A 23,808-nucleotide genomic window follows, 5' to 3' on the forward strand; every position below is an offset into this window, starting at 1 on the left:
AGAACTGCGATTATTTTTTATCTATTTTTAACAAAGTCAATACAAATTATGCTTCGCCTTTAAAATCGCTCAATGGCGGAACAAAAGTTTTACTACCTGCCTGCTGTTGTTCTTCCGGCATACGGATAGGACCAAATTCTTTTTCAAATTTAGCTACATTGTCCTGCAATGCATACATCAAGCGTTTTGCATGTTCGGGAGTCATCACAATACGAGACTGAACTCCAGCCTTCGGCAATCCCGGCATGATACGGACAAAATCCACAACAAATTCAGAAGTAGAATGAGTAATTATAGCAAGATTTGCATAAGTGCCTTGAGCAACTTCTTCTTTCAGCTCAATCTGAAGCTGATTATTTTTGTTTTCGTTTTCCATGATTAAATTGATTTAAATTTAGTTGTTTTTTATTGTGATGGCAAAAGTAAGGAAAAAGTTGAACTTACCTAATAAAAATTAAAATTATTCGTCATTTTCTTTCTTCAAAGCCTTCCGAAGCCATTCTAATGGCATTTTTCATTTCTTTTTTATTATTTCATTATCCGCTTTTTCTCATAATTTACGAATAGGCACTACGTACTTCCCGATTATTTATTGAAAAAATATTCAACTTTCGAGAACAATACCATACTTTTCTTTGTTTTATATACAGAATAAAGAAAGAGAAAAAGTTTAATTGCTTTCCGAAGGGCGGAAGGCGCAAAAAGATGAAAATTATGAAAACAAACGAAGATGTAATTACCATGTTACAGTATCAAATCAAGCGTTACCAGACAATGGGAAACGGAACTATGTGTCAGACACTGCAAAGCAAACTGCATAAACTTATAACTAAGCAAAGAGCAGCTACAGTATAACACCAAGACTAAACATCACTATACAACAACTAACTGCCTCAAAATGCTGGATGCATTTTTGAGGCAGTTTTTTATTTTATCCTATCCTAAGTTGTCTTCACTCTTCCTTCTTCCAACAAAAGCTATCGTCATTGGCCCCAGACAATTCAAATAAAATCTCATATTCAACGCCGATGGCTTTAAAACCAACGTCGCCGGCTATAAATTCAGCGACGTTATCTGTACAGCCAGCGACGTCGGATGAAGCACTCTCCTCTTCCCCAAACACAAGAAGTACTATTCCAAAGACAAGAAACAGCTTTTCTTGCATGCTGTGTACACTTTCTTAACAGACTTATCGGATATACTTACAAGTATCAGAATAAGTAAACTCTGTATCCGGCTCGTTTTCCATCTTTATACGAAGCATAAAATGATAGTTCTTACCTTCCTGTAATTGTTCAGAAGTATTCAAAGCCAGTTTTACCTGTTCATATGACTTTACAGCTGGAATATCTGCATGTGCAATAAGGCGTTGTTTATCTCCTTCTACAAGATAAAGTTCAAGTTTCGATTTACCCGAAGTTTTCAGGCCGTAATTGTCGACCAGGACTTCCAAAGAAGCAGAACTTCTTATTATCGGCTTTCTTGCAGACAAGATAGGTGGAGTATAATCAACCCAAGGAAGACGCATATACCCAAAAACCATATCACCGGTTTTCGTCTGTCCGATAATCTTAGGAGCAAACTCATCCCCTTTAATATGACAGGCCTTTGCATCAAATATTACAATCATATCATTTCCTTTCTGTAAAGTACCAACTACTTTACTGCCTTTTCCAGAGTTTACTTCCTCAGACGAACCGAAGCGCAAGCTCTTCAATTCCAAATCGCGGGAAGGCTTGAAATCTTTCTCAGCCTGAATCAATACCCGCGCCTCTTTTGTTTCTGCAGTGATGGGCTTTTCATTCAACATGGTCAGCAACATACCCGGATTTAATGGAATGGTCAAATTCTTGGAACTATGCCTATCATTAGGTAAATCTTCATTCTTCAACGTATCTATAACCGCAAAGTTGGCTTGGACAGCTCTTCCATATTCATCTTGCAGCACTTTCAGACGCTCATACTTGAACCAGTTCTCACATAATCCATCTTTATGTACAGAAATTATCCCTGGCAAATAAGCCTCCCCCGGATCTGTCACCCAATGTACCCCATCTTTCGAGCGCTGATAGAAAGCAATTCGTCCCAACCAGTCATTTACAATCAGATGATATTGCACATGATCCCTCCATACCACCGGATCTTCAAACTCCCCTTCCACATCTGGATAAACTCTTTTATCCGTAATCTGATTATAGGTAGACAAACCGGTTTCACTAATCCAGACACCACCTCCACGACAAACCATCAGAGTCGAACCGTCTTCTCTTTTTGCAAAAGTCAGATTGCTCAACCCCTCTATAATTTTACGGTCGCGTGCATCAAAATCAAATGTCTTGTAAGTCCAAGGACCATTGACACTATCCGACAGATAATATCCATCAATCACATAAATCACATATTTTCCATTCTTTGCCTGAAAAATTTCAGGGTTATGTCCCGGTCCTATCGTATCCCTTATCACATAAGGTCCTACAGAATTATCACATATGGCATGATAAACAATGGACTCAGGCCAGGTATGATGGCCCTTGGGAGACTTTTCGGGCCAACCACATACATACAAATGGTATTTTTGGTCAGGACCTTTTATAATTTTTCCACCCCAATAAGAACGTTCTTCATCTTCAATGCCATTGTCTATATAGCGAGGCAGCACATTATTTCCACCCCACACATCTTTCGATAGCTTTCCTTCATGCATTGGAAGAAAACGGTCAATAAAACGTGCTCCTTTCACTAAATTATTCCACTCTGCCGGACGAGGGCGGGTTGTAACTTGTGCATTCAGCATTACATTGCCTAAACCCAGCAGCAAAACAACAGAGAATACAAACTTCATAGTTTTAAATATTTAGAACCTGTTTCAATGCTCAGTGCACATTAAAACAGGTTCTTATGTATTTTAGATTTATTCAAAGATTTAAAGTACAAAACTACCTTTTAAAGGTAAATTATCAGACGCTCCTCCAATCATTACATTATACTTACCGGACTCTGCAGTGAAAATTAAATCCTTATTATAAAAAGACAAGTCTTTTCGGGTTAAGGCAAAGGTTACCTCTTTGCTTTCTCCTTTTTTAAGGAAGATTTTCTTAAAACCTTTGAGCTGTAAAGCAGGAACTACTATGGAGCTTACCTCATCGTTTACATACAACTGTACAACTTCTTCCCCATCGTATTTTCCGGTATTTGTTACCGTACATGTAATATACTGTATCACATCGCCGCCATCACCTGCCGATAATTTCATGTCACTATACTCAAATTTAGTATAACTTAATCCATATCCAAAAGAATACAGCGGTGTTCCGGGAGAATCCATATAGTCGCGCTGAACACCCTGAGAATAATGAACCGGTATCTGACCTTCATTACGTGGCACGGAAACAGGCATTCTTCCGCTTGGATTATAATCTCCAAACAAGACATCAGCTATACCATTTCCACCCTGCTCTCCAGGATACCAAGCCATGAGCAACGCATCTGATACGTTTTCTGCCAAATTCATATTCAACGGACGACCAGCTATATATACAATAACAAGAGGTTTGCCTGTTTGCGCTATTGCTTTTATCAGTTTTTCCTGATCGCCCAACAGGTTGAGTGTAGCACGGTCGAAGCCTTCTCCGCATTCCATATCGGGTAAAATACCACTATCTTTTGCTACTGTAGCTGCACCGGTATGAATATACTTGGTCTTAAAATCACGGGCACTCGAACCACCTACAGCCAAAATAACTACATCCGACTTACGGGCTGCTTCTACCGCAGCCTGAATGTTACTTTGTGTTGTATCCCGAATAGCACAGCCTTTTACATATTCTACTTTGGCCTTAGGCAGTTTATTCTTGATACCATCCAATAGAGTTACTATTTTTTCACGCTCTTGAGGTGCAGTATAATCGCCCAGATAATTATACATGACATCTGCATTAGGGCCAATCACTGCAACTTTCTTCAAATTTTTCTTAAGTGGCAGCAGACCGTTATTCTTTAACAATACGGTACCTTCTTTTGCCACCTGACGGGCAAGCTGTTTATGTTCATCACAGTTCACTACTTGTCTGGCACGCTCGGGTGAGACATAAGGATTTTCAAACAACCCCATCTGAAATTTCAATCGCAATACATTGGCTACTGCTCGATCGATATATTCTTCTTCTATCTTACCGTCTTTTACAGCTTTTACCAAAGTGCTGTACGACTTAGCTCCCAAATCCATATCTGTTCCTGCCTTTACAGACTGAACGGCTGCATCCTGCAAATCAACAGCTACATGGTGGGTTTCTGCCACTCCATCAATACTGGCCAAATCCGAATAAACAAAACCTTCGAATCCCCATTGCTTACGTAATAACGAATCAATAAGAAAAGAATTGCTGGTACATGGAATACCGTCAATAGAATTATAAGAAGTCATCACAGTTGCAGCTTTTCCTTCTTCTACAGCCTGACGGAAACCTGGTAGATACTCATTAAGCAAAGCTCTCATTCCTATGTCAGCTGGATTTCCGTTGTGTCCTCCTCTTGGAACGCCATAGGCTGCCAAATGCTTCAAGGTAGAATAAACATGGGCTCCATCTTTGATGTCATCTCCCTGCATACCCTGCACAAAAGCTGTACCCAAACATCCTGTCAGATAAGGATCCTCACCAAAAGTTTCTTCTACACGCGACCATCTAGGCTCACGGGAGATGTCCAATACGGGACCATAGCCAATGTTTGCACCCTGAGAACGTGCTTCCAGACCAATGACCTTTCCCATTTGATAAATCAAATCTCTATTCCATGTGGAAGCCTGAGAGATGGAAGTAGGAAATACAGTTGTCCCAATAGCCATATGTCCATGCGGACATTCTTCCGCAAACAGAATAGGTATACCTAAACGTGTGTTTTCTACTGCATATTTTTGCAAGGCATTCAAAGCTTTTGCAGACAACTCCGGATTAAGTCCGGTTTCCAATGTTTTCTGAGTCCACGGATCGGCTCTAAGTACAGCCCAATACGAACCCAAAGGAGCTGCACTCATCTGCTTTTTAAACAATTCAGAGATAGTTACACTATCTGAACTTACCTTAGTATACATTTCCCAACCTAAGGGACAACAGATTTGACCGACTTTCTCTTCAAGAGTCATTCTATCCAACAAGTCTTCTATACGGTCTTCCACCGAAGCAGAGGCCTGCTTATAAATAGGCTGTTGGGCTGTAGCGGTGATACCGCATGCACATAGCATGATAGCTAAAAATTTTGTTTTCATTGTATTTATTTTTCGTTTAAGGGAAAGTCAATGCTTCGATATACTTTCAAAACCATAACTTAACCTGTTTCTATTGAAGGTAACACTATTGTCAAGGCACTAAATTTTCTTCAAAAACAAAATATAATATAAAGTATAATATTATGTTCTTCTACTTAAATTGATGGAATGACCGCCTTAACTAGCACAAATTTAATAAAAGAATCTTATTACAAAATGCCATACAATCTTTTATTGTAACTTTTTAAATATAAAGCTATCATACTGAATATAAGGTTATTGTATATTTTACTTTGGACTAGTCCTCGTCTCAAAAAGGAAATAGTTTAAGTATACAACCCTATAGTTATCAACCTTTTGTTCTTACAATTTTCCAGCTTAAAGAAACAAACTTCAGTCAATAGTTATTGTAAAACAAACAAGAAGCCTTTATAAAAAAAGAGCTGTGTCAGAAAACTGACACAGCTCTTAACTAACAATTTTATTTTATCCTATAACTATAATAGCATTCAGGATGAGTCTTTATAGAAAAGATTATTCTACTTCACTATAATCAAGTACATTCTTGCGATTTGCCAAGATTCTGTCGTATTCTTCTTTCGAACCTACTACAATCTTTTCAAACTCACGCTGTCCTGTTCCGGCAGGAATCAAATGACCACAAATCACATTTTCTTTCATACCTTCCAGACGGTCTACTTTACCGTTGATGGCAGCTTCATTCAAGACTTTTGTAGTTTCCTGGAATGATGCAGCTGACATAAAGCTTGAAGTCTGCAATGCAGCACGGGTAATACCCTGCAGAATCTGAGTAGAAGTAGCAGGAACTGCATCACGTACTTCTACGAGCTTCATATCACGACGCTTCAGGATACTGTTTTCATCACGCAACTTACGCGCTGTCACAATCTGACCCGGCTGTAAGTTTTGAGAATCTCCAGCATCTACTACCACCTTCTTACCCCAGATACGATCGTTTTCTTCATTGAATTCCAAACGGTCTACTACCTGTTGTTCCAAGAAACGAGTATCTCCTGGTTCGTCAATCTGTACTTTACGCATCATCTGACGTACGATGATTTCGAAGTGCTTGTCATTGATCTTCACACCCTGCAAACGGTATACATCCTGAATTTCGTTTACAATGTATTCCTGAACTGCAGTAGGACCTTTAATTGCCAAGATGTCAGCAGGAGTAATTGCTCCATCCGACAACGGAGTTCCGGCACGTACATAGTCGTTTTCCTGTACAAGGATCTGCTTAGACAAAGCTACCAGATACTTCTTCACATCACCAGTCTTCGAAGTAACGATGATTTCGCGGTTACCACGTTTAATCTTACCCATTGTAACCTCACCGTCAATTTCTGAAACGACAGCAGGGTTAGACGGGTTACGAGCTTCGAACAGCTCTGTTACACGAGGCAAACCACCGGTAATATCACCAGCCTTACCTACGGCACGAGGTATCTTAACCAAGATATCACCAGCTTTCACCATCTGGTTGTTTTCTACTACAACGTGACCACCTACCGGCAAGTTGTATGTACGCAAGATTCCACCGTTTTCATCCAAGATATGCAATGAAGGAATCTTAGTCTTATCTTTAGACTCTGTAATAATGATTTCACGCAAACCAGTAGCTTCATCAGATTCTACTTTGTAAGTTACGTTTTCAATTACAGATTCAAAATCAATCTTACCAGCAGCTTCAGTAACAATTACCGCGTTGAACGGGTCCCACTTAGCAATAAGTTTACCTTTCTCTACTACATCGCCATCAGAAGCATACAATTTAGAACCGTAAGGAACGTTGTGAGTAGACAAGATAATACCAGTATTTACATCCACAAAGCGGAGTTCGGCCAAACGACCAACAACAATCTTAACTGGTTCTCCTGTTTCCTCTACAGCATCAACTGTACGGAGTTCTTCAAATTCCAGACGAGCATCATTTTTAGCAACAATACTTGCATTAGCAGCCATGTTACCAGCGATACCTCCGGCGTGGAATGTACGCAGAGTCAACTGTGTACCCGGTTCACCGATTGACTGTGCAGCAATTACACCGACAGCTTCACCCTTCTGAACCATACGGCTGGTTGCCAAGTTACGTCCGTAACATTTTGCACACACACCCTTCTTAGATTCACAAGTCAATACAGAACGTATTTCAACGCTTTCGATCGGTGATTTTTCAATTTCTTCTGCAATAGCTTCTGTAATTTCTTCACCTGCTGCTACAATCAGTTTACCTGTTGTCGGATGAATAATATCATGTACAGATACACGACCCAAAATACGCTCATACAAGGTAGCAATTACCTCATCATTATTCTTCAATGCTGTACAAACCAGACCACGCAATGTTCCACAGTCTTCTTCATTGATAATTACATCATGAGAAACATCGACCAAACGACGAGTCAAATATCCGGCATCGGCAGTCTTCAACGCTGTATCGGCAAGACCTTTACGAGCACCGTGAGTAGAAATAAAGTACTCCAACACTGACAAACCTTCCTTAAAGTTAGAAAGGATCGGGTTTTCAATAATCTGAGCACCTTCTGCACCGGCTTTCTGCGGCTTCGCCATCAAACCACGCATACCAGACAGCTGACGGATCTGTTCTTTAGAACCACGGGCTCCAGAGTCCAACATCATAAATACAGAGTTGAATCCCTGATCGTCATTCTTAATTGTCTTATATAGAATATCAGACAAATCACTGTTTACGTGTGTCCAAGTATCGATAACCTGGTTATAACGTTCGTTGTCGGTAATGAAACCCATGTTATAGTTCATCATGATCTGTTCGATTTCTTCATTACCACGTTTTACCAGCTCCTCTTTTTCCTTCGGTATGATAATATCACCTAAGTTGAACGACAAACCACCTTCGAATGCCATCTTATAACCTAAGTTCTTAATACCATCCAAGAATTCACAAGCACGTGCAACACCTACAGCCTTGATTACATCACTAATGATATCACGCAAAGATTTCTTAGAAATGATTGTATTCAGATAACCGCATTCATCTGGAACAAGTTCATTTACAATAACACGTCCTACAGATGTTTCTTTAATCATCTTCTTCACGATGTTACCATTTTCATCCAGATCGTTTGCAACCACACTGATAATTGCATGAATATCTACTTTACCTTCATTATAAGCAATCAAAGCTTCTTCCGGTCCATAGAAAATCAAGCCTTCACCTTTAGCGCCTTTACGTAACTTGGTAATATAGTACAAACCAAGTACCATATCCTGAGCAGGCACAGTAATAGGTGCACCATTCGCAGGGTTCAAAATGTTATGCGACTGAAGCATCAACATCTGAGCTTCCAAAACAGCTTCATTGCTCAATGGCAAGTGTACAGCCATCTGGTCACCATCGAAGTCGGCATTGAACGCAGTACATGCCAATGGATGCAACTGAATAGCTTTACCTTCAATCATCTTAGGCTGGAATGCCTGGATACCCAAACGGTGCAGAGTCGGAGCACGGTTCAACAATACCGGATGACCCTTCATCACATGTTCAAGGATGTCCCAAATAACCGGTTCCTTACGGTCTACAATCTTTTTCGCAGACTTCACAGTTTTTACAATACCACGCTCAATCAATTTACGAATGATAAACGGTTTGTACAATTCTGCAGCCATCAATTTAGGAATACCGCACTCACCCATCTTCAATTCTGGACCAACGACGATAACCGAACGTGCAGAATAGTCAACACGCTTACCCAACAAGTTCTGACGGAAACGTCCTTGTTTACCTTTCAAACTATCAGAAAGAGATTTCAACGGACGGTTTGCATCTGTTTTTACAGCACTTGATTTACGAGAGTTATCAAACAATGAATCCACAGCTTCTTGCAACATACGTTTTTCATTACGCAAGATTACTTCAGGAGCCTTAATTTCAATCAATCGTTTCAAACGGTTGTTACGGATGATAACACGGCGGTACAAGTCGTTCAAGTCAGAAGTTGCGAAACGACCACCATCCAGCGGTACCAACGGACGTAATTCAGGAGGAATAACCGGTACAATACGTACAATCATCCATTCCGGTTTGTTACGTCCACGAGAAGCACGGAATGATTCCACTACCTGCAAGCGCTTCAAAGCTTCATTTTTACGCTGCTGTGAAGAATCATTATTTGCTTTATGACGCAATTCATAAGAAAGAGCATCCAAATCCAAACGAGTCAGCAAATCATAGATTGCTTCTGCACCCATTTTGGCAATAAACTTATTTGGATCGCTATCTTCCAAATATTGATTTTCTTTCGGAAGAGTATCCATAATATCCAGATATTCTTCTTCAGACAACAAATCATATTGATTAATGCCATCCTCAGCCTTAATACCCGGCTGAATTACCACATAACGTTCATAATAAATGATAGCATCAAGTTTTTTTGTCGGTAATCCCAACAAATAACCAATTTTATTAGGCAAAGAACGGAAATACCAAATGTGTGCTACAGGCACTACCAATTGGATATGTCCACTACGTTCACGACGAACTTTCTTTTCTGTAACCTCTACACCACAACGGTCACAAACAATACCTTTATAGCGAATACGTTTATATTTACCGCAATGGCATTCGTAGTCTTTTACCGGACCAAAGATACGTTCACAGAACAGACCATCTCTTTCCGGTTTATAAGTACGGTAGTTGATCGTTTCCGGTTTCAATACTTCACCATAAGAATTCTCCAGAATCTCTTCAGGAGAGGCCAGTCCGATTGTAATCTTTGAAAAATTACTCTTTATCTTAGTATCTTTTCTAAAAGCCATACTTTATATTTTATATAAATAAAGAATTAAGAATGAAGAATTTTCAAGGAATGAAGAGTTAAGAATAATAATGATTAATTCCACCTTCTTCTTAATTCTTCATTCTTCATTAAAAAATTTATTCCAGCGTAATGCTTAAGCAAAGACCTCTCAACTCATGCAATAACACGTTCAGAGATTCAGGAATACCCGGAGTTGGCATCGGCTCACCCTTCACAATAGCTTCATAAGCTTTAGAGCGTCCTACAACATCATCAGACTTAATAGTCAAGATTTCCTGAAGTACATGGGCAGCACCAAATGCTTCAATAGCCCAAACCTCCATTTCTCCAAAACGCTGACCACCAAACTGTGCTTTACCACCAAGCGGCTGCTGAGTAATCAAAGAGTACGGACCGATAGAACGTGCATGCATCTTATCTTCAACCATGTGTCCCAATTTCAACATATAAGTGACACCTACGGTAGCTGGCTGGTCGAACTGTTCACCTGTACCACCATCATACAAATATGTCTTACAATAGCGTGGCAAACCAGCTTTATCAGTCCACTGATCCAAGTCGTCCAATGTAGCACCATCAAAAATAGGAGTAGCAAACTTCACGCCCAATTCTTTTCCGGCACGTCCCAATACAGCTTCAAATATCTGACCAATATTCATACGAGAAGGCACACCCAACGGATTCAAAACGATATCAACAGGAGTACCATCTGCTAAGAACGGCATATCTTCCTGACGTACCACACGAGAAACAATACCCTTATTACCGTGACGACCCGCCATTTTATCACCAACACCAATCTTACGTTTCTTAGCAATATAAACTTTAGCCATCTGAATAATACCAGAAGGAAGCTCATCACCGATAGTAATTGCGAATTTCTTACGTTTCAGTTCAGCATCCAATTCTTTGTATTTCTTCAAATAATTTACAATCAAATCACGAATCAAATCATTCTTATGAGCATCAGCAGTCCATTTACTCAATTGAATAATTGTATAATCCAAAGATTCGAGATCACGTTTTGTAAACTTAGCCCCCTTTGCAATTACTTCAGTTCCCAAATAGTCTTTTACACCTTGAGAAACCTTATCAGCAGTCAAAACGAGCAATTTGTTTACCAATATTTCCTTAAGAGCAGCGGCTTTTTCTTCGAACTCTTCATTCAATTTCGGCAAAATAGCTTTATCTGCATTCTTTTCACTACGAGTTTTAATAACGCGTGAATACAACTTCTTATCAATTACAACACCACGCAAAGAAGGAGAAGCCTTCAAAGAAGCATCTTTCACATCACCTGCCTTATCACCAAAAATAGCACGCAACAACTTTTCTTCAGGAGAAGGATCTGATTCTCCCTTAGGAGTGATCTTACCAATCAAAATGTCTCCTGGCTCAATACGAGCACCAATACGTACGATACCATTTTCATCCAAGTCTTTGGTTGCTTCTTCACTAACATTCGGAATATCTGAAGTAAGCTCTTCCATTCCTCGTTTAGTCTCACGAACTTCCAAGATATACTCATCTACGTGTACAGAAGTAAGAATATCTTCACGAACGACACGTTCATTCAATACGATAGCATCCTCATAGTTATATCCCTTCCAAGGCATATAAGCAACCAAAAGATTCTTACCTAAGGCCAATTCTCCATTCGCAGTAGAATATCCTTCTGTCAAGATATCTCCCTTCTTCACTCTTTGTCCTTTACTACAAATCGGACGAAGGTCAATAGTCATGCTTTGGTTTGTCTTACGGAACTTCGGAATACGATATTCTTTCAATGCAGGCTCAAAACTTACAAACTCTTCGTCTTCTGTACGGTCGTACAAAATACGAATAGTTGTAGCATCTACGAACTCAATTACACCATCACCTTCTGCAGCAATCTGTGTACGTGAATCCTCACACAATTGTTTTTCGATTCCAGTACCTACAATTGGAGCTTCAGTTCTCAACAAAGGAACAGCCTGACGCATCATGTTAGATCCCATCAACGCACGGTTCGCATCATCATGCTCCAAGAAAGGAATCAAAGATGCCGCAATTGAAGCAATCTGCTGAGGAGCTACGTCCATCAACTCAACTTGATCTGGAGTAACAACCGGATAATCTGCATCACGACGAGCTTTAACTTTGTCACGAATAAATGTACCATCGTCATTCAATGGTGCATTACCCTGTGCAATAATCTTATCTTCTTCCTCTTCTGCAGATAAATATTCTATACCTTCTGGAGAAAGATCTACCACAGCATTGTTTACCTTACGATAAGGAGTTACAATAAATCCTAGATCATTAATCTTCGCATATACACACAAAGACGAAATCAAACCGATATTCGGACCTTCAGGAGTTTCAATCGGACACAAACGACCGTAATGAGTATAGTGAACGTCTCGAACCTCAAATCCGGCACGATCTCTTGACAAACCACCAGGACCCAATGCAGACAAACGACGCTTATGAGTAATTTCTGCCAACGGGTTTGTCTGGTCCATGAACTGAGACAATGCATTTGTTCCGAAGAACGAGTTAATTACAGAAGAAATTGTTTTTGCATTAATCAGATCAATCGGAGTAAATACTTCATTATCTCGAACATTCATACGCTCACGAATAGTACGAGACATACGAGCCAAACCAATAGCAAACTGATTAGAAAGCTGTTCGCCGACAGTACGTACACGACGGTTACTCAAGTGGTCGATATCATCAACATCTGCTTTCGAGTTAATCAACTCTATCAGATATTTAATGATTTCAATAATATCTTGTTTTGTCAACACCTTGACATCCATATCCGTATCCAAATTCAATTTTTTATTGATACGGTAACGGCCTACCTCACCCAGGTCATAACGTTTTTCAGAGAAGAACAAGTTGTTAATTACCTCACGTGCACTTGCATCATCCGCAGGATCAGCATTACGCAACTGACGGTAAATATACAACACTGCTTCTTTTTCCGAGTTACTTGGGTCTTTCTGCAATGTGTTGAATATAATAGAATAATCAGAAGAATTTGCATCTTCATTATGAACAAGGATATTCTGTACTCCCGATTCAATTATCAAATCAATATGTTCAGCTTCAATAACTGTTTCACGATCAATAATAACCTCATTACGTTCGATAGATACAACTTCACCAGTGTCTTCATCTACGAAGTCTTCTGTCCATGTTTTCAATACACGAGCAGCCAACTTACGTCCAACGACTTTTTTCAGATTTGCCTTATTTACTTTGACATCTTCTGCAAGATTGAAAATTTCAAGAATATCTTTATCATTTTCAAAACCAACAGCTCTCAACAAAGTCGTAACAGGTAATTTCTTCTTACGATCAATGTATGCATACATTACATTATTGATGTCTGTAGCAAACTCAATCCAAGAACCTTTGAATGGAATAATACGTGCTGAATACAATTTTGTTCCATTTGAGTGGATACTCTGTCCAAAGAATACACCCGGAGAACGATGCAACTGAGAAACAACAACACGCTCTGCACCATTAATAACAAAAGTTCCTTTTGGAGTCATATAAGGAATAGGACCCAGATACACATCTTGAATGACTGTATCGAAATCTTCATGATCGGGGTCTGTACAATAAAGCTTCAATTTAGCTTTCAAGGGAACACTATAAGTCAACCCACGTTCCAGACAATCGTCAATAGAATAGTGAGGCGGATCAATATAGTAGTCAAGGAACTCGAGCACAAAGTTATTACGCGTATCTGCAATAGGGAAATTCTCTGCAAATACTTTATACAAACCGTCATTCTTACGTTTTTCGGGCGGCGTATCTAACTGCAAGAAGTCTTGAAACGACTTCAATTGAACTTCCAAGAAATCCGGATACTGCATCGGATTTTTAATAGAAGCAAAGTTAATTCGTTGATTGTTAATGTTTGAAGACATCTGTATAGAGTTTTTATTGTTATAGGGAAAAACACAGAATTGACGACATATAAGAGAAGAAATCAGTCAATTTAATCTGTATAACCCTGTCAACTTAATATAGACGCAAAAAGGTTAAGAATCCCCTCTAAAGAGGATTCTTAACCGAACTACCTGATTTACAGGATAATCTTATTTAAGCTCAACTTCAGCTCCAGCTTCTTCCAAAACTTTCTTCAAAGATTCAGCTTCGTCTTTAGCCAAACCTTCTTTAACTACGCTAGGAGCACCGTCAACCATGTCTTTTGCTTCTTTCAAGCCAAGACCACAAGCTTCTTTAACGGCTTTAACAACCTGCAATTTAGCAGCACCTGCGCTCTTCAAAACTACATCGAATGAAGTTTTTTCTTCAGCAGCAGCTGCAGCACCTGCAGCAGGACCAGCAGCAACAGCTACAGCTGCAGCAGCAGGTTCAATACCGTATTCTTCTTTAAGGATAGTTGCAAGTTCATTAACTTCTTTTACTGTCAAGTTAACTAATTGTTCTGCAAAAGCTTTCAAATCTGCCATTTTTGTATGATTTTAATTGTTTGTTACTAATTGAATGTAAAGTTTTTTATTATTCTTTGTAATCAGTGTAAAATTATTCAGCGCGTTCGCCCAAAGTTTTAAGCACACCATGAATAGTATTTCCACCTGATTGAAGAGCTGAGATAACGTTCTTCGCAGGAGACTGCAGCAATGCCACGATATCTGCGATAACTTCGTTCTTACTCTTAATTGTTGCGAGAGCTTCGAGTTGATCAGCACCTACATAGAATCCTTCTTCTGCATAAGCAGCCTTCAATGCAGGAACACCATCTTTGTATTCTTTCAACAACTTAGCAGGAGCGTTCGCAGTTTCGCAGAACATTACTGAAGTTGTACCTTTCAAAGAATCAAACAATGGAGAATAGTCAACATCCATGCCCATCAGAGCCTTGTGAAGCAAAGAGTTCTTCACAACTACCAGCTTAATACCAGCCTTAAAACATTTTCTTCTCAATTCACTAGTTTTAGCTGCATCCATTGCAGTAGTGTCAATCAAGTAGAAATGTCCGTATTGCTTAATAGTATCAGCCAATTGACTTATAATTACGCCTTTATCTTCCTTTCTCATGATTCCTCCTTAATAATTAGATTTCTTCTACTGTTTTAGGGTCAATCTTAATACCCTTACTCATAGTACTTGAAAGATAAATACTCTTAATATAAGTACCCTTAGCTGTAGTTGGTTTCAGTTTAATGATAGTAGCGATAAATTCTTTCGCATTTTCACGGATCTGGTCAGCAGTGAAAGAAACCTTACCAATTGAAGTATGAACGATACCGCTCTTATCAACTTTAAAGTCAATCTTACCTTGCTTAACTTCCTTAACAGCCTTAGCTACATCCATAGTTACAGTGCCACTCTTAGGATTCGGCATCAATCCACGAGGACCGAGTACACGACCCAGAGCACCGATCTTACCCATGATAGACGGCATAGTGATGATTACATCAATATCAGTCCATCCACCTTTGATCTTTTCAATATATTCATCAAGACCAACATAGTCAGCGCCAGCTTCTTTTGCAGCAGCTTCAGCATCCGGTGTACACAGAACAAGCACTCTTACCTGCTTACCTGTACCATGAGGAAGAGAAACAACACCTCTTACCATCTGGTTAGCCTTACGAGGGTCTACACCTAAACGTACGTCAATATCTAATGAAGCATCAAACTTAGTAAAAGTAATATCTTTTACAAGCTGAGCAGCTTCTTTCAGTGAGTATGCTTTCCCTGCTTCAATTTTTTCTGCAGCCAACTTTTGATTTTTTGTCAGTTTACCCATTATTAATTGAAGTTAATTAGTTATTACCCGGGAAGTCACCTTTTACAGCGATACCCATACTTCTAGCTGTTCCAGCTACCATTGTCATAGCAGCTTCGATAGTAAAGCAGTTCAAGTCAACCAACTTATCCTGAGCGATAGTACGAATCTGATCCCAAGTAAGTTCAGCAACTTTCTTACGATTAGGTTCAGCAGAACCACTCTTAATCTTAGCAGCCTCGAGCAACTGAATAGCTACAGGAGGAGTTTTGATTACAAAATCAAAAGACTTGTCTGTGTAGTAGGTAATGATAACAGGCAATACTTTACCTGCCTTGTCCTGGGTTCTGGCGTTGAATTGCTTGCAAAACTCCATGATATTAATACCCTTAGAACCCAAAGCAGGTCCAACGGGAGGTGATGGATTTGCAGCGCCTCCTTTAATCTGTAATTTGATTAGTCCAGCAACTTCTTTAGCCATTTTCTTAAAATTTAATATAAATAATCAACGAACAGAATAACACACGTAACAAAATGCATTATTCCTTTTCTACATCCGTAAAGCCTAATTCCAACGGAGTTTTCCGTCCGAATATTTTGACCATTACTTTCAGCTTGCGTTTTTCCGCACTAACTTCCTCAATGACACCACTGAATCCGCTAAAGGGTCCTACGCTAACTTTCACTGTTTCTCCTACGGTATAAGGAATGTTAGTATCCTCACTCACCTCCTGGAGTTCATCAACCGTACCCAGTATTCGATTCACTTCTGATTGTCTCAGAGGAACTGGATGCTCTTGTCCACCTAAGAAACCAATTACGTTAGTAATATTTCTCAAATGATGAGCAACTTCGCCTACCAAAGCAGCCTCTACCAAGACATAACCTGGAAGATAACTTCTTTCCTTCACAATTTTTTTACCATTGCGAACCTGATAAACTTTTTCAGTAGGAATCAACACCTGAGACACGTATTCACCAAGGTCAGTATTGCGCATCTCTGCTTCAACATACTCCTTAACCTTAGATTCTTTACCACTTACAGCACGAAGTACGTACCATTTTTTTTCAATCTCAGACATTTTTCAACTGTTTATTAGTGCGGATAGATAACGTCTTCCATGATAAACCGGAAGGCAGAATCCATAAGAAAAACAACGAGTGCAATAAGTAGGGAAGCATATAAAACAACTACTGCACTACTAGAAAGTTCTGAACGAGTCGGCCATGATACTTTATGGACTAATTCGTCATAAGATTCTTTACAATAATTCGTTATCTTTTTAAACATATTCATTTAATATTAGCACGGGAAGAGAGGCTCGAACTCCCGACACTCGGTTTTGGAGACCGATGCTCTACCAACTGAGCTATTCCCGTAAAAATAGTTCCCGAAAAATCGGGAACTATAATATTTATTTCAATGACAAATATTAGTCAAGAAGTTCAGTAATCTGACCAGCACCTACAGTACGTCCACCTTCACGGATAGCGAAACGCAAACCTACGTTCAATGCAACCGGATAGATCAACTCTACGTTGATAGTTACGTTATCACCCGGCATTACCATGTCTGTTCCTTCCGGCAAAGTGATTTCACCTGTACAGTCCATAGTACGCAGATAGAACTGAGGACGATATTTGTTATGGAATGGAGTATGACGACCACCTTCTTCTTTCTTCAAGATATAAACCTCAGCTTTGAATTTAGAGTGAGCTTTAACCTGACCCGGGTGACACAAAATCATACCACGTTTGATTTCATTCTTGTCGATACCACGAAGCAACAAACCAACGTTATCACCAGCTTCACCCTGATCCAACAATTTGCGGAACATTTCAACACCAGTAACAACTGATTTCTTATCTTCACCAAGACCCAAGATTTCAACTTCATCACCAACTTTGATCACACCAGCTTCGATACGACCAGTAGCAACTGTACCACGACCAGTGATTGAGAATACGTCTTCAACCGGCATCAAGAATGGTTTATCTACATCACGCGGAGGCAGAGGAATCCAGTTATCAACTGCATCCATCAATTCCATTACTTTTTCTTCCCACTGAGGAACACCGTTCAATGCACCCAAAGCAGAACCACGGATGATAGGAGTATTATCGCCATCGAAGTCATAGAATGACAACAATTCACGCATTTCCATTTCAACCAATTCCAACATTTCTTCGTCATCAACCATGTCGCATTTGTTCAAGAATACAACCAGACGAGGAACGTTTACCTGACGAGCCAACAAGATGTGTTCACGAGTCTGAGGCATAGGACCATCAGTAGCAGCAACTACGATGATAGCACCATCCATCTGAGCAGCACCAGTAACCATGTTCTTAACGTAGTCAGCGTGTCCCGGGCAGTCTACGTGAGCATAGTGACGGTTAGCAGTCTGATATTCTACGTGAGAAGTGTTAATAGTGATACCTCTTTCTTTTTCTTCAGGAGCGTTATCGATTGAATCGAAAGAACGCAATTCAGAAAGACCTTTCTTTGCCAATACAGTTGTGATGGCAGCAGTCAAAGTGGTTTTACCGTGGTCAACGTGACCAATAGTACCAATGTTAACGTGCGGTTTCGAACGTTCAAATTTCTCTTTAGCCATAGCTTTACTTGTTATTTATTTTGATTAATAATCAGCTTTACAAATCCACGAGCTGTTACCGGGACTTGAACCCGGGACCTCTTCCTTACCAAGGAAGTGCTCTACCGCTGAGCTATAACAGCAAAAGAAGAAAAAAGAGCGGAAGACGGGACTCAAACCCGCGACCCTCAGCTTGGAAGGCTAATGCTCTATCAACTGAGCTACTTCCGCAAATCAAAAGTGGGCAAAGATGGATTCGAACCACCGAAGGCGTAAGCCAGCAGATTTACAGTCTGCCCCATTTGGCCACTCTGGTATTTGCCCCACTTTCAAAGACCATAGTATCATCTTCTTCGAGCCTCTTGTCGGATTCGAACCAACGACCCCGAGATTACAAATCACGTGCTCTGGCCAACTGAGCTAAAGAGGCAAGAAACTTTGCAACCAAAGCTATTTTCATAACTTAGCGGCTGCAAAGTTAGATATTATTTTTTAATCACAAAATAAATCGTGCATTTTTTTATTTTCCTTGTTGTTTTTCTTTTGCTTTCAACAACTGCTTGGAAAGCGCATCCATGCACACATCTATCGATTCTTCGAATGTATCACTTATTTTTTCAGCGTAAAACTCTGTATTCAGCGCCAAAACACGCACCCCAGCCTCTTTATTCATAGCTGTTTCAGGTTTTACAACTTTTAAAGACACCTCTACTTTCTTTATATTATCACAAAACTTCTCGAGCTTTTCTGCTTTCTTTTGAATAAAGCCTTCTAGCTTTTCAGACGCATCGAAATGAATTGATTGAATTCTTACTTCCATAAATACCTCCTTTTCTTTACGCTCGGGGATGAGCTTGTTCATAAACTTTTTTCAACTCTTCAAAAGTTGTATGTGTATAAATCTCTGTTGCCATTAAATTTTCATGTCCCAACAATTCCTTTACAGCTTCAATTTCCGCATCATGATTCAACATCGAAGTTGCGAATGAATGCCGCAAAACATGAGGACTCTTCTTCTTTAATGTAACAACTTTTGCAAGGTTACGCTTTACTAAAAGGTATACTGCCGTCGGAGTCAGCATCCGCCCATCCTTCCGGACAAAAAACGCTTCACACACCCCAGCACAAATTTCATTTCTCAACGAAAGATAAAGCAACAAATCTTCCTTTAATTGCTCCGCAAAAGGAATCAAGCGCTGCTTATTTCTTTTTCCTGTCACTTTTATCACACAAGCCGAAAAATCGACATCCCCATCTCTCAGATTAACCAATTCAGACCGACGCATTCCTGTCAGATAAAACATCTCTATAATTAAACGATCCCGCACTCCTTCAAATCCAGAGCCAAAATCCGTCTGATCCAGCAATCGATCCATATCAGCCTCCTTCACAAAAACAGGCAACGGCTTTTTAACCTTCGGCCCCTGTACTTTTGCAACAGGATCCGCCGTCACATATCCTCTTTTTAAAAGGTAGCGATAAAACGACCGGAGCGAACTCAGCTTCCGATTTACCGACGTAGAAGCAAAACCACGATCCATCAAGCTGACAACCCAGCCGCGTATCAAATCCGCATCTACAGCAAGCAAATCCAAATCTTCGCTCACCCCCTTTAAGTATTCTTCAAACTCACGAAGATCCAACTCATAGCCTACCACTGTTTTATCGGAATAATTCTTCTCAAGTTCAAGATACTCCAAAAAAGATTCTTTCAACATAAGAAACATCGCCTTTTAATGTCAGCAACGAATTTATGAAAAAGAAATCAATAATTCAAGAAATTTTGCAGAATTATTACTCTTCTACTTGTTGCATTTTCTGAACGTAAACGGCACGTTCCATTTTCAGTCTTTTCAAAACAGACGGTTTATCATACTGCTGTCTGCTTCTCAATTCTTTCACAACACCTGTTTTTTCAAATTTTCTTTTGAACTTTTTCAGCGCTTTTTCAATGTTTTCGCCTTCTTTTACTGGAACTACAATCATGTTTTTAAAATTAAAATATGTTGTTAATTAATTATTTGCAGTCAAATTGCGGTGCAAAATTACACATACTTTCTTTATTTACAAAACTTTCCAACACATTTTCTTGATAATTACACAGAAATACTATCTTTGTCTGGTCAATACAACTTTTTTTAAGACAATATCAATATGAAAGATACAATAAAAGAAAGAATCGCCTCCCTGCGACGCTTCATGCAAAAAAAACAAATCAACGCTTTTATTATTCCCAGTACCGACCCACATGCAGGAGAATATGTACCGGAACATTGGGAAGCCAGAAAATGGCTGTCTGGCTTTACCGGATCTGCCGGAACATTAGTAATAACAGAGAAAGAAGGTGGATTATGGACCGATTCCCGTTATTTTCTCCAGGCAGAAGAGCAACTGAATGGAACAGGCATTGATTTACAAAAGGAAGGGCTTTCTTCTACTCCGTCTATAGCAGAATGGCTGGGAGAAAAGCTACAGGCTGGCAGTAAAATAGGTATAGACGGATGGGTAAACAGCATTTCTACAGTAGAAAATCTCAGCAAACAATTGCTCACACACCAGCTCACTCTTATTTCTACTGAAGATCCATTTACTTCTATATGGGAAAATCGTCCATCTATCCCAGAGAATCCTATATTTATTCTACCACTCGAATACGCAGGAGTTCCCTGCCAGCATAAAATATTACAAATACAGGAGCTCTTACAACAGAAACACACCGAAGGACTTCTTTTATCTGCTCTCGACGAAATAGCCTGGACACTCAACTTAAGAGGAAATGACGTACATTGCAATCCTGTATTTGTAAGTTATTTACTGATTACCAACAGGCAGGCTACACTTTACATTTCTCCCAAGAAGCTTACCGATGAATTGACGGAGTATTTACAACAGAATAACATTATCATCAAAGATTACAAGGATATAATATCCGACTTATCAAACTATAAGGAGAAAAATATCCAGTTATCCCCTTCTACCAATTATGCACTCTATCAGGCAGCCTCATCTGCTACACATATACTACAAGAGGTTTCTCCTGTCGTTTATCTGAAAGCTGTTAAAAACGATACAGAAATATCAGGCATACACCAAGCCATGAAACGGGATGGAGTAGCTATGGTCAGATTTTTGAGATGGATTAAAGAGGCTGTACAGCAAGGTAGTGAAAGTGAAATCAGTATCAGTAACAAGCTATATGAGTTCCGTAATGAACAGGCTCTATTCAAAGGAATCAGCTTCGATACCATTGCCGGTTACCAACAGCATGGTGCCATCGTGCATTACGAAGCTACTCCCGATACAGATATCCCTTTAAAACCCGAAGGACTTCTGCTTCTGGATAGTGGCGGACAATATATGGACGGAACGACTGACATCACACGTACAATTGCATTAGGAGCTGTGAGCCAGCAACAAAAGATAGATTACACTTTGGTATTAAAAGGATTCATCGCTTTATCGCAAGCGGTATTTCCACATGGAACATGCGGTACCCAGCTCGATGTACTGGCTCGTCAGTATATGTGGAAAGCAGGTATCAACTACGGACATGGTACCGGGCATGGGGTCGGACATTTCCTGAACGTACACGAGGGTCCACACCAAATCCGCATGAACCACATGCCTTCTCCTCTCCTTCCAGGAATGACCATTACCAACGAGCCCGGCATTTACCGCAGCGGAGAATATGGCATACGCACCGAAAACACCATGCTTGTGGTAAAAGACAATGAAACCTCCTTTGGAGCTTTCTACCGTTTTGAACCACTGACTCTCTGCCCAATAGATAAAGAAACTATTTGCAAAGAAATGATGACAGGCGATGAAATCCAATGGCTCAACAACTACCACACCCGTGTATACAAAGAACTTAGTCCATTGCTTTCTCCGGAAGAACGAATTTGGCTGGAGAATGCAACCAGTGCTTTATAAACTTATACTATATACTTAATATGGCTCTAATCAAATCAGTAAGAGGGTTTACCCCTCAAATCGGCGAGAACTGTTACCTTGCCGATAACGCGACTCTTATAGGCGACATCGTTATGGGACGTGATTGCAGCATATGGTTCAATACAGTGCTGCGTGGAGATGTTAACTCCATCCGTATTGGCGACAGAGTAAACATTCAAGACGGAACCGTTCTTCATACATTATATGAAAAATCAACAATAGAAATAGGTAATGACGTTTCCATTGGACATAATGTTACTTTACATGGTGCAAGCGTCAGAGACAATGCCTTAATTGGTATGGGCTCTACTTTACTTGACCATGCAGTGGTAGGTGAAGGTGCCATTGTGGCTGCCGGCGCTTTAGTTTTGGCCAATACTGTCATAGAACCTCATACCCTATGGGGAGGTGTACCGGCTAAATTCATCAAAAAAGTTGATCCACAACAAAGCAAGGAGTTAAACCAGAAGATTGCCAATGGCTATCTGATGTATGCATCCTGGTTTAAAGAAGAAGACAAAGACAAATAGTCTTGCCTATATAGAATACTGTTATAATACCCTATCTAATGATACAAGACCATCTCAAATCGTTTTTTGAGATGGTCTCTTTCTTTTTTCATTTCGGCTACACGATTTATCTGTCAAGAAATAAAAGCTTTAATTCTCTAGCTGTCCGGCAAGCCTGCATCGAGTTGTCCACCTGCAACTTCTCAAGAATATTCTGCCGGTGGCGATTCACTGTATTCACACTAATGGATAAAGTTTCTGCTATCTCCTTGCTGCTTTTCCCTTCTTCTATCAACAGTAATATTTCTTTTTCCCGCTTGGAAAGCAATCCCTTGCACGTTTCTTTATCCCATTCAGTCATTGTACCGTCTACCGAATTAATCACCATACAGTTAAAAGAAGAATCCGGCGAGAAACCATACAGACAAAGAGCCAGCCAGACATTACCATTGGCATGGGTAGCCACATAATACATCCGATGCCTCACCCATACATAAGTACCTTGTGCATTACGCATCCGTATCCGGCTATCTATATAATAATCTGTACGTTTCCCTTCGGGCAAACCTTTCAAGAACTGGAAAAAGCGGAGTTCCTGTAAATGTTTGTCCAATAAATCATCGGGATGAATACGAGCAAAAATTTCCTCTTCCCAAATAGAATGAAGAATTTTAGAGTCGCCCCGTTTACCCATTCCCAATGTCTCTGCTATCCCACCATAATATAAATAACTTGTATTAGCCTGCATATCACTCAATACAGCAATCACATTTTCGGTTGTTGCATATCCTGCGGCTATCTGGCGGAACTGATTCAATCGGGTATCGCTGCAGTTCTCCTGAATAAATTCCTGATTCAACAATTCATTGCTAAGTTTCTTCCTTATATCCATATCACAGAA

At 39.8% G+C, this 23,808-nt stretch carries 20 protein-coding genes and 5 tRNA genes; 3 read left to right on the forward strand and 22 right to left on the reverse strand.

What is annotated here, in order from left to right:
* Positions 1-46: 46 nt before the first annotated feature.
* On the reverse strand, positions 47-376 hold the full coding sequence (locus O6P32_RS05870) for a DUF3467 domain-containing protein (RefSeq protein WP_269877411.1): 330 nt from the start codon (positions 374-376) through the stop codon (positions 47-49).
* 338 nt (positions 377-714) lie between these two features.
* Here O6P32_RS05870 and O6P32_RS05875 point away from each other — a divergent pair, with 338 nt between their 5' ends.
* Complete coding sequence (locus tag O6P32_RS05875) at positions 715-855, forward strand: hypothetical protein (protein WP_269877412.1); 141 nt, start codon at positions 715-717, stop codon at positions 853-855.
* Positions 856-952: 97 nt separating this feature from the next.
* On the opposite strand, the gene O6P32_RS05880 is transcribed toward O6P32_RS05875, so the two are convergent.
* From O6P32_RS05880 to rpsU, 20 genes are all read right to left on the reverse strand, one after another.
* Positions 953-1,165 (reverse strand): hypothetical protein, encoded by a 213-nt coding sequence (locus O6P32_RS05880; protein WP_269877413.1) that lies wholly within the window; start codon positions 1,163-1,165, stop codon positions 953-955.
* Between the two features lie 24 nt (positions 1,166-1,189).
* Positions 1,190-2,842, reverse strand: coding sequence for a glycoside hydrolase family protein (locus tag O6P32_RS05885; RefSeq protein ID WP_269877414.1), 1,653 nt, complete (start codon positions 2,840-2,842; stop codon positions 1,190-1,192).
* Between the two features lie 81 nt (positions 2,843-2,923).
* On the reverse strand, positions 2,924-5,263 hold the full coding sequence (locus O6P32_RS05890; RefSeq protein WP_269877415.1) for a glycoside hydrolase family 3 N-terminal domain-containing protein: 2,340 nt from the start codon (positions 5,261-5,263) through the stop codon (positions 2,924-2,926).
* 534 nt (positions 5,264-5,797) lie between these two features.
* Positions 5,798-10,084 (reverse strand): DNA-directed RNA polymerase subunit beta', encoded by a 4,287-nt coding sequence (gene rpoC / locus O6P32_RS05895; RefSeq protein WP_269877417.1) that lies wholly within the window; start codon positions 10,082-10,084, stop codon positions 5,798-5,800.
* Positions 10,085-10,202: 118 nt separating this feature from the next.
* A complete protein-coding gene (gene rpoB, locus O6P32_RS05900; RefSeq protein ID WP_178266924.1) occupies positions 10,203-14,015 on the reverse strand; it encodes a DNA-directed RNA polymerase subunit beta in 3,813 nt (1,270 codons plus the stop codon).
* Between the two features lie 171 nt (positions 14,016-14,186).
* Positions 14,187-14,564, reverse strand: a complete 378-nt coding sequence (gene rplL, locus O6P32_RS05905; RefSeq protein WP_178266925.1) for a 50S ribosomal protein L7/L12 — start codon at positions 14,562-14,564, stop codon at positions 14,187-14,189.
* Positions 14,565-14,637: 73 nt separating this feature from the next.
* Positions 14,638-15,153, reverse strand: coding sequence for a 50S ribosomal protein L10 (rplJ, locus tag O6P32_RS05910; RefSeq protein ID WP_178265701.1), 516 nt, complete (start codon positions 15,151-15,153; stop codon positions 14,638-14,640).
* Positions 15,154-15,169: 16 nt separating this feature from the next.
* Entirely contained in the window at positions 15,170-15,868 is a 699-nt protein-coding gene (gene rplA / locus O6P32_RS05915; protein WP_178265700.1) for a 50S ribosomal protein L1, read from the reverse strand.
* A 16-nt stretch (positions 15,869-15,884) separates the two neighbouring features.
* The gene (rplK, locus tag O6P32_RS05920) at positions 15,885-16,328 is read right to left on the reverse strand and encodes a 50S ribosomal protein L11 (protein WP_178265699.1); all 444 of its coding nucleotides are present in this window, start codon (positions 16,326-16,328) and stop codon (positions 15,885-15,887) included.
* A gap of 58 nt (positions 16,329-16,386) precedes the next feature.
* A complete protein-coding gene (gene nusG, locus O6P32_RS05925; protein WP_178265698.1) occupies positions 16,387-16,929 on the reverse strand; it encodes a transcription termination/antitermination protein NusG in 543 nt (180 codons plus the stop codon).
* 14 nt (positions 16,930-16,943) lie between these two features.
* Positions 16,944-17,138 (reverse strand): preprotein translocase subunit SecE, encoded by a 195-nt coding sequence (gene secE / locus O6P32_RS05930; protein ID WP_178265697.1) that lies wholly within the window; start codon positions 17,136-17,138, stop codon positions 16,944-16,946.
* A 16-nt stretch (positions 17,139-17,154) separates the two neighbouring features.
* Positions 17,155-17,227: transfer RNA gene (locus tag O6P32_RS05935), tRNA-Trp, on the reverse strand.
* A gap of 53 nt (positions 17,228-17,280) precedes the next feature.
* Entirely contained in the window at positions 17,281-18,465 is a 1,185-nt protein-coding gene (tuf, locus tag O6P32_RS05940; protein WP_007564154.1) for an elongation factor Tu, read from the reverse strand.
* A 50-nt stretch (positions 18,466-18,515) separates the two neighbouring features.
* A tRNA-Thr gene (locus O6P32_RS05945) sits at positions 18,516-18,587 on the reverse strand.
* A gap of 15 nt (positions 18,588-18,602) precedes the next feature.
* Positions 18,603-18,675: transfer RNA gene (locus O6P32_RS05950), tRNA-Gly, on the reverse strand.
* 10 nt (positions 18,676-18,685) lie between these two features.
* Positions 18,686-18,768, reverse strand: a tRNA-Tyr gene (locus O6P32_RS05955).
* A 32-nt stretch (positions 18,769-18,800) separates the two neighbouring features.
* Positions 18,801-18,874: transfer RNA gene (locus O6P32_RS05960), tRNA-Thr, on the reverse strand.
* Between the two features lie 90 nt (positions 18,875-18,964).
* A complete protein-coding gene (gene hpf, locus O6P32_RS05965; RefSeq protein ID WP_178265696.1) occupies positions 18,965-19,264 on the reverse strand; it encodes a ribosome hibernation-promoting factor, HPF/YfiA family in 300 nt (99 codons plus the stop codon).
* 16 nt (positions 19,265-19,280) lie between these two features.
* Complete coding sequence (locus O6P32_RS05970; protein ID WP_269877423.1) at positions 19,281-20,162, reverse strand: tyrosine recombinase XerC; 882 nt, start codon at positions 20,160-20,162, stop codon at positions 19,281-19,283.
* Positions 20,163-20,238: 76 nt separating this feature from the next.
* A complete protein-coding gene (rpsU, locus tag O6P32_RS05975) occupies positions 20,239-20,430 on the reverse strand; it encodes a 30S ribosomal protein S21 (protein ID WP_178243599.1) in 192 nt (63 codons plus the stop codon).
* A gap of 168 nt (positions 20,431-20,598) precedes the next feature.
* On the opposite strand from rpsU, the gene O6P32_RS05980 reads away from it, so the two are divergent.
* Positions 20,599-22,377 carry an aminopeptidase P family protein gene (locus tag O6P32_RS05980; protein ID WP_269877424.1) on the forward strand — a complete coding sequence of 593 codons (1,779 nt, stop codon included), beginning with the start codon at positions 20,599-20,601 and terminating at the stop codon, positions 22,375-22,377.
* Positions 22,378-22,397: 20 nt separating this feature from the next.
* Positions 22,398-22,928 (forward strand): gamma carbonic anhydrase family protein, encoded by a 531-nt coding sequence (locus tag O6P32_RS05985; protein ID WP_178265693.1) that lies wholly within the window; start codon positions 22,398-22,400, stop codon positions 22,926-22,928.
* A gap of 106 nt (positions 22,929-23,034) precedes the next feature.
* On the opposite strand, the gene O6P32_RS05990 is transcribed toward O6P32_RS05985, so the two are convergent.
* Positions 23,035-23,799 carry a LuxR C-terminal-related transcriptional regulator gene (locus tag O6P32_RS05990; RefSeq protein WP_269877425.1) on the reverse strand — a complete coding sequence of 255 codons (765 nt, stop codon included), beginning with the start codon at positions 23,797-23,799 and terminating at the stop codon, positions 23,035-23,037.
* Positions 23,800-23,808 lie beyond the last annotated feature (9 nt).

The organism is Phocaeicola acetigenes (assembly GCF_027529745.1).
GTDB classification, from domain to species: Bacteria; Bacteroidota; Bacteroidia; order Bacteroidales; family Bacteroidaceae; genus Phocaeicola; species Phocaeicola acetigenes.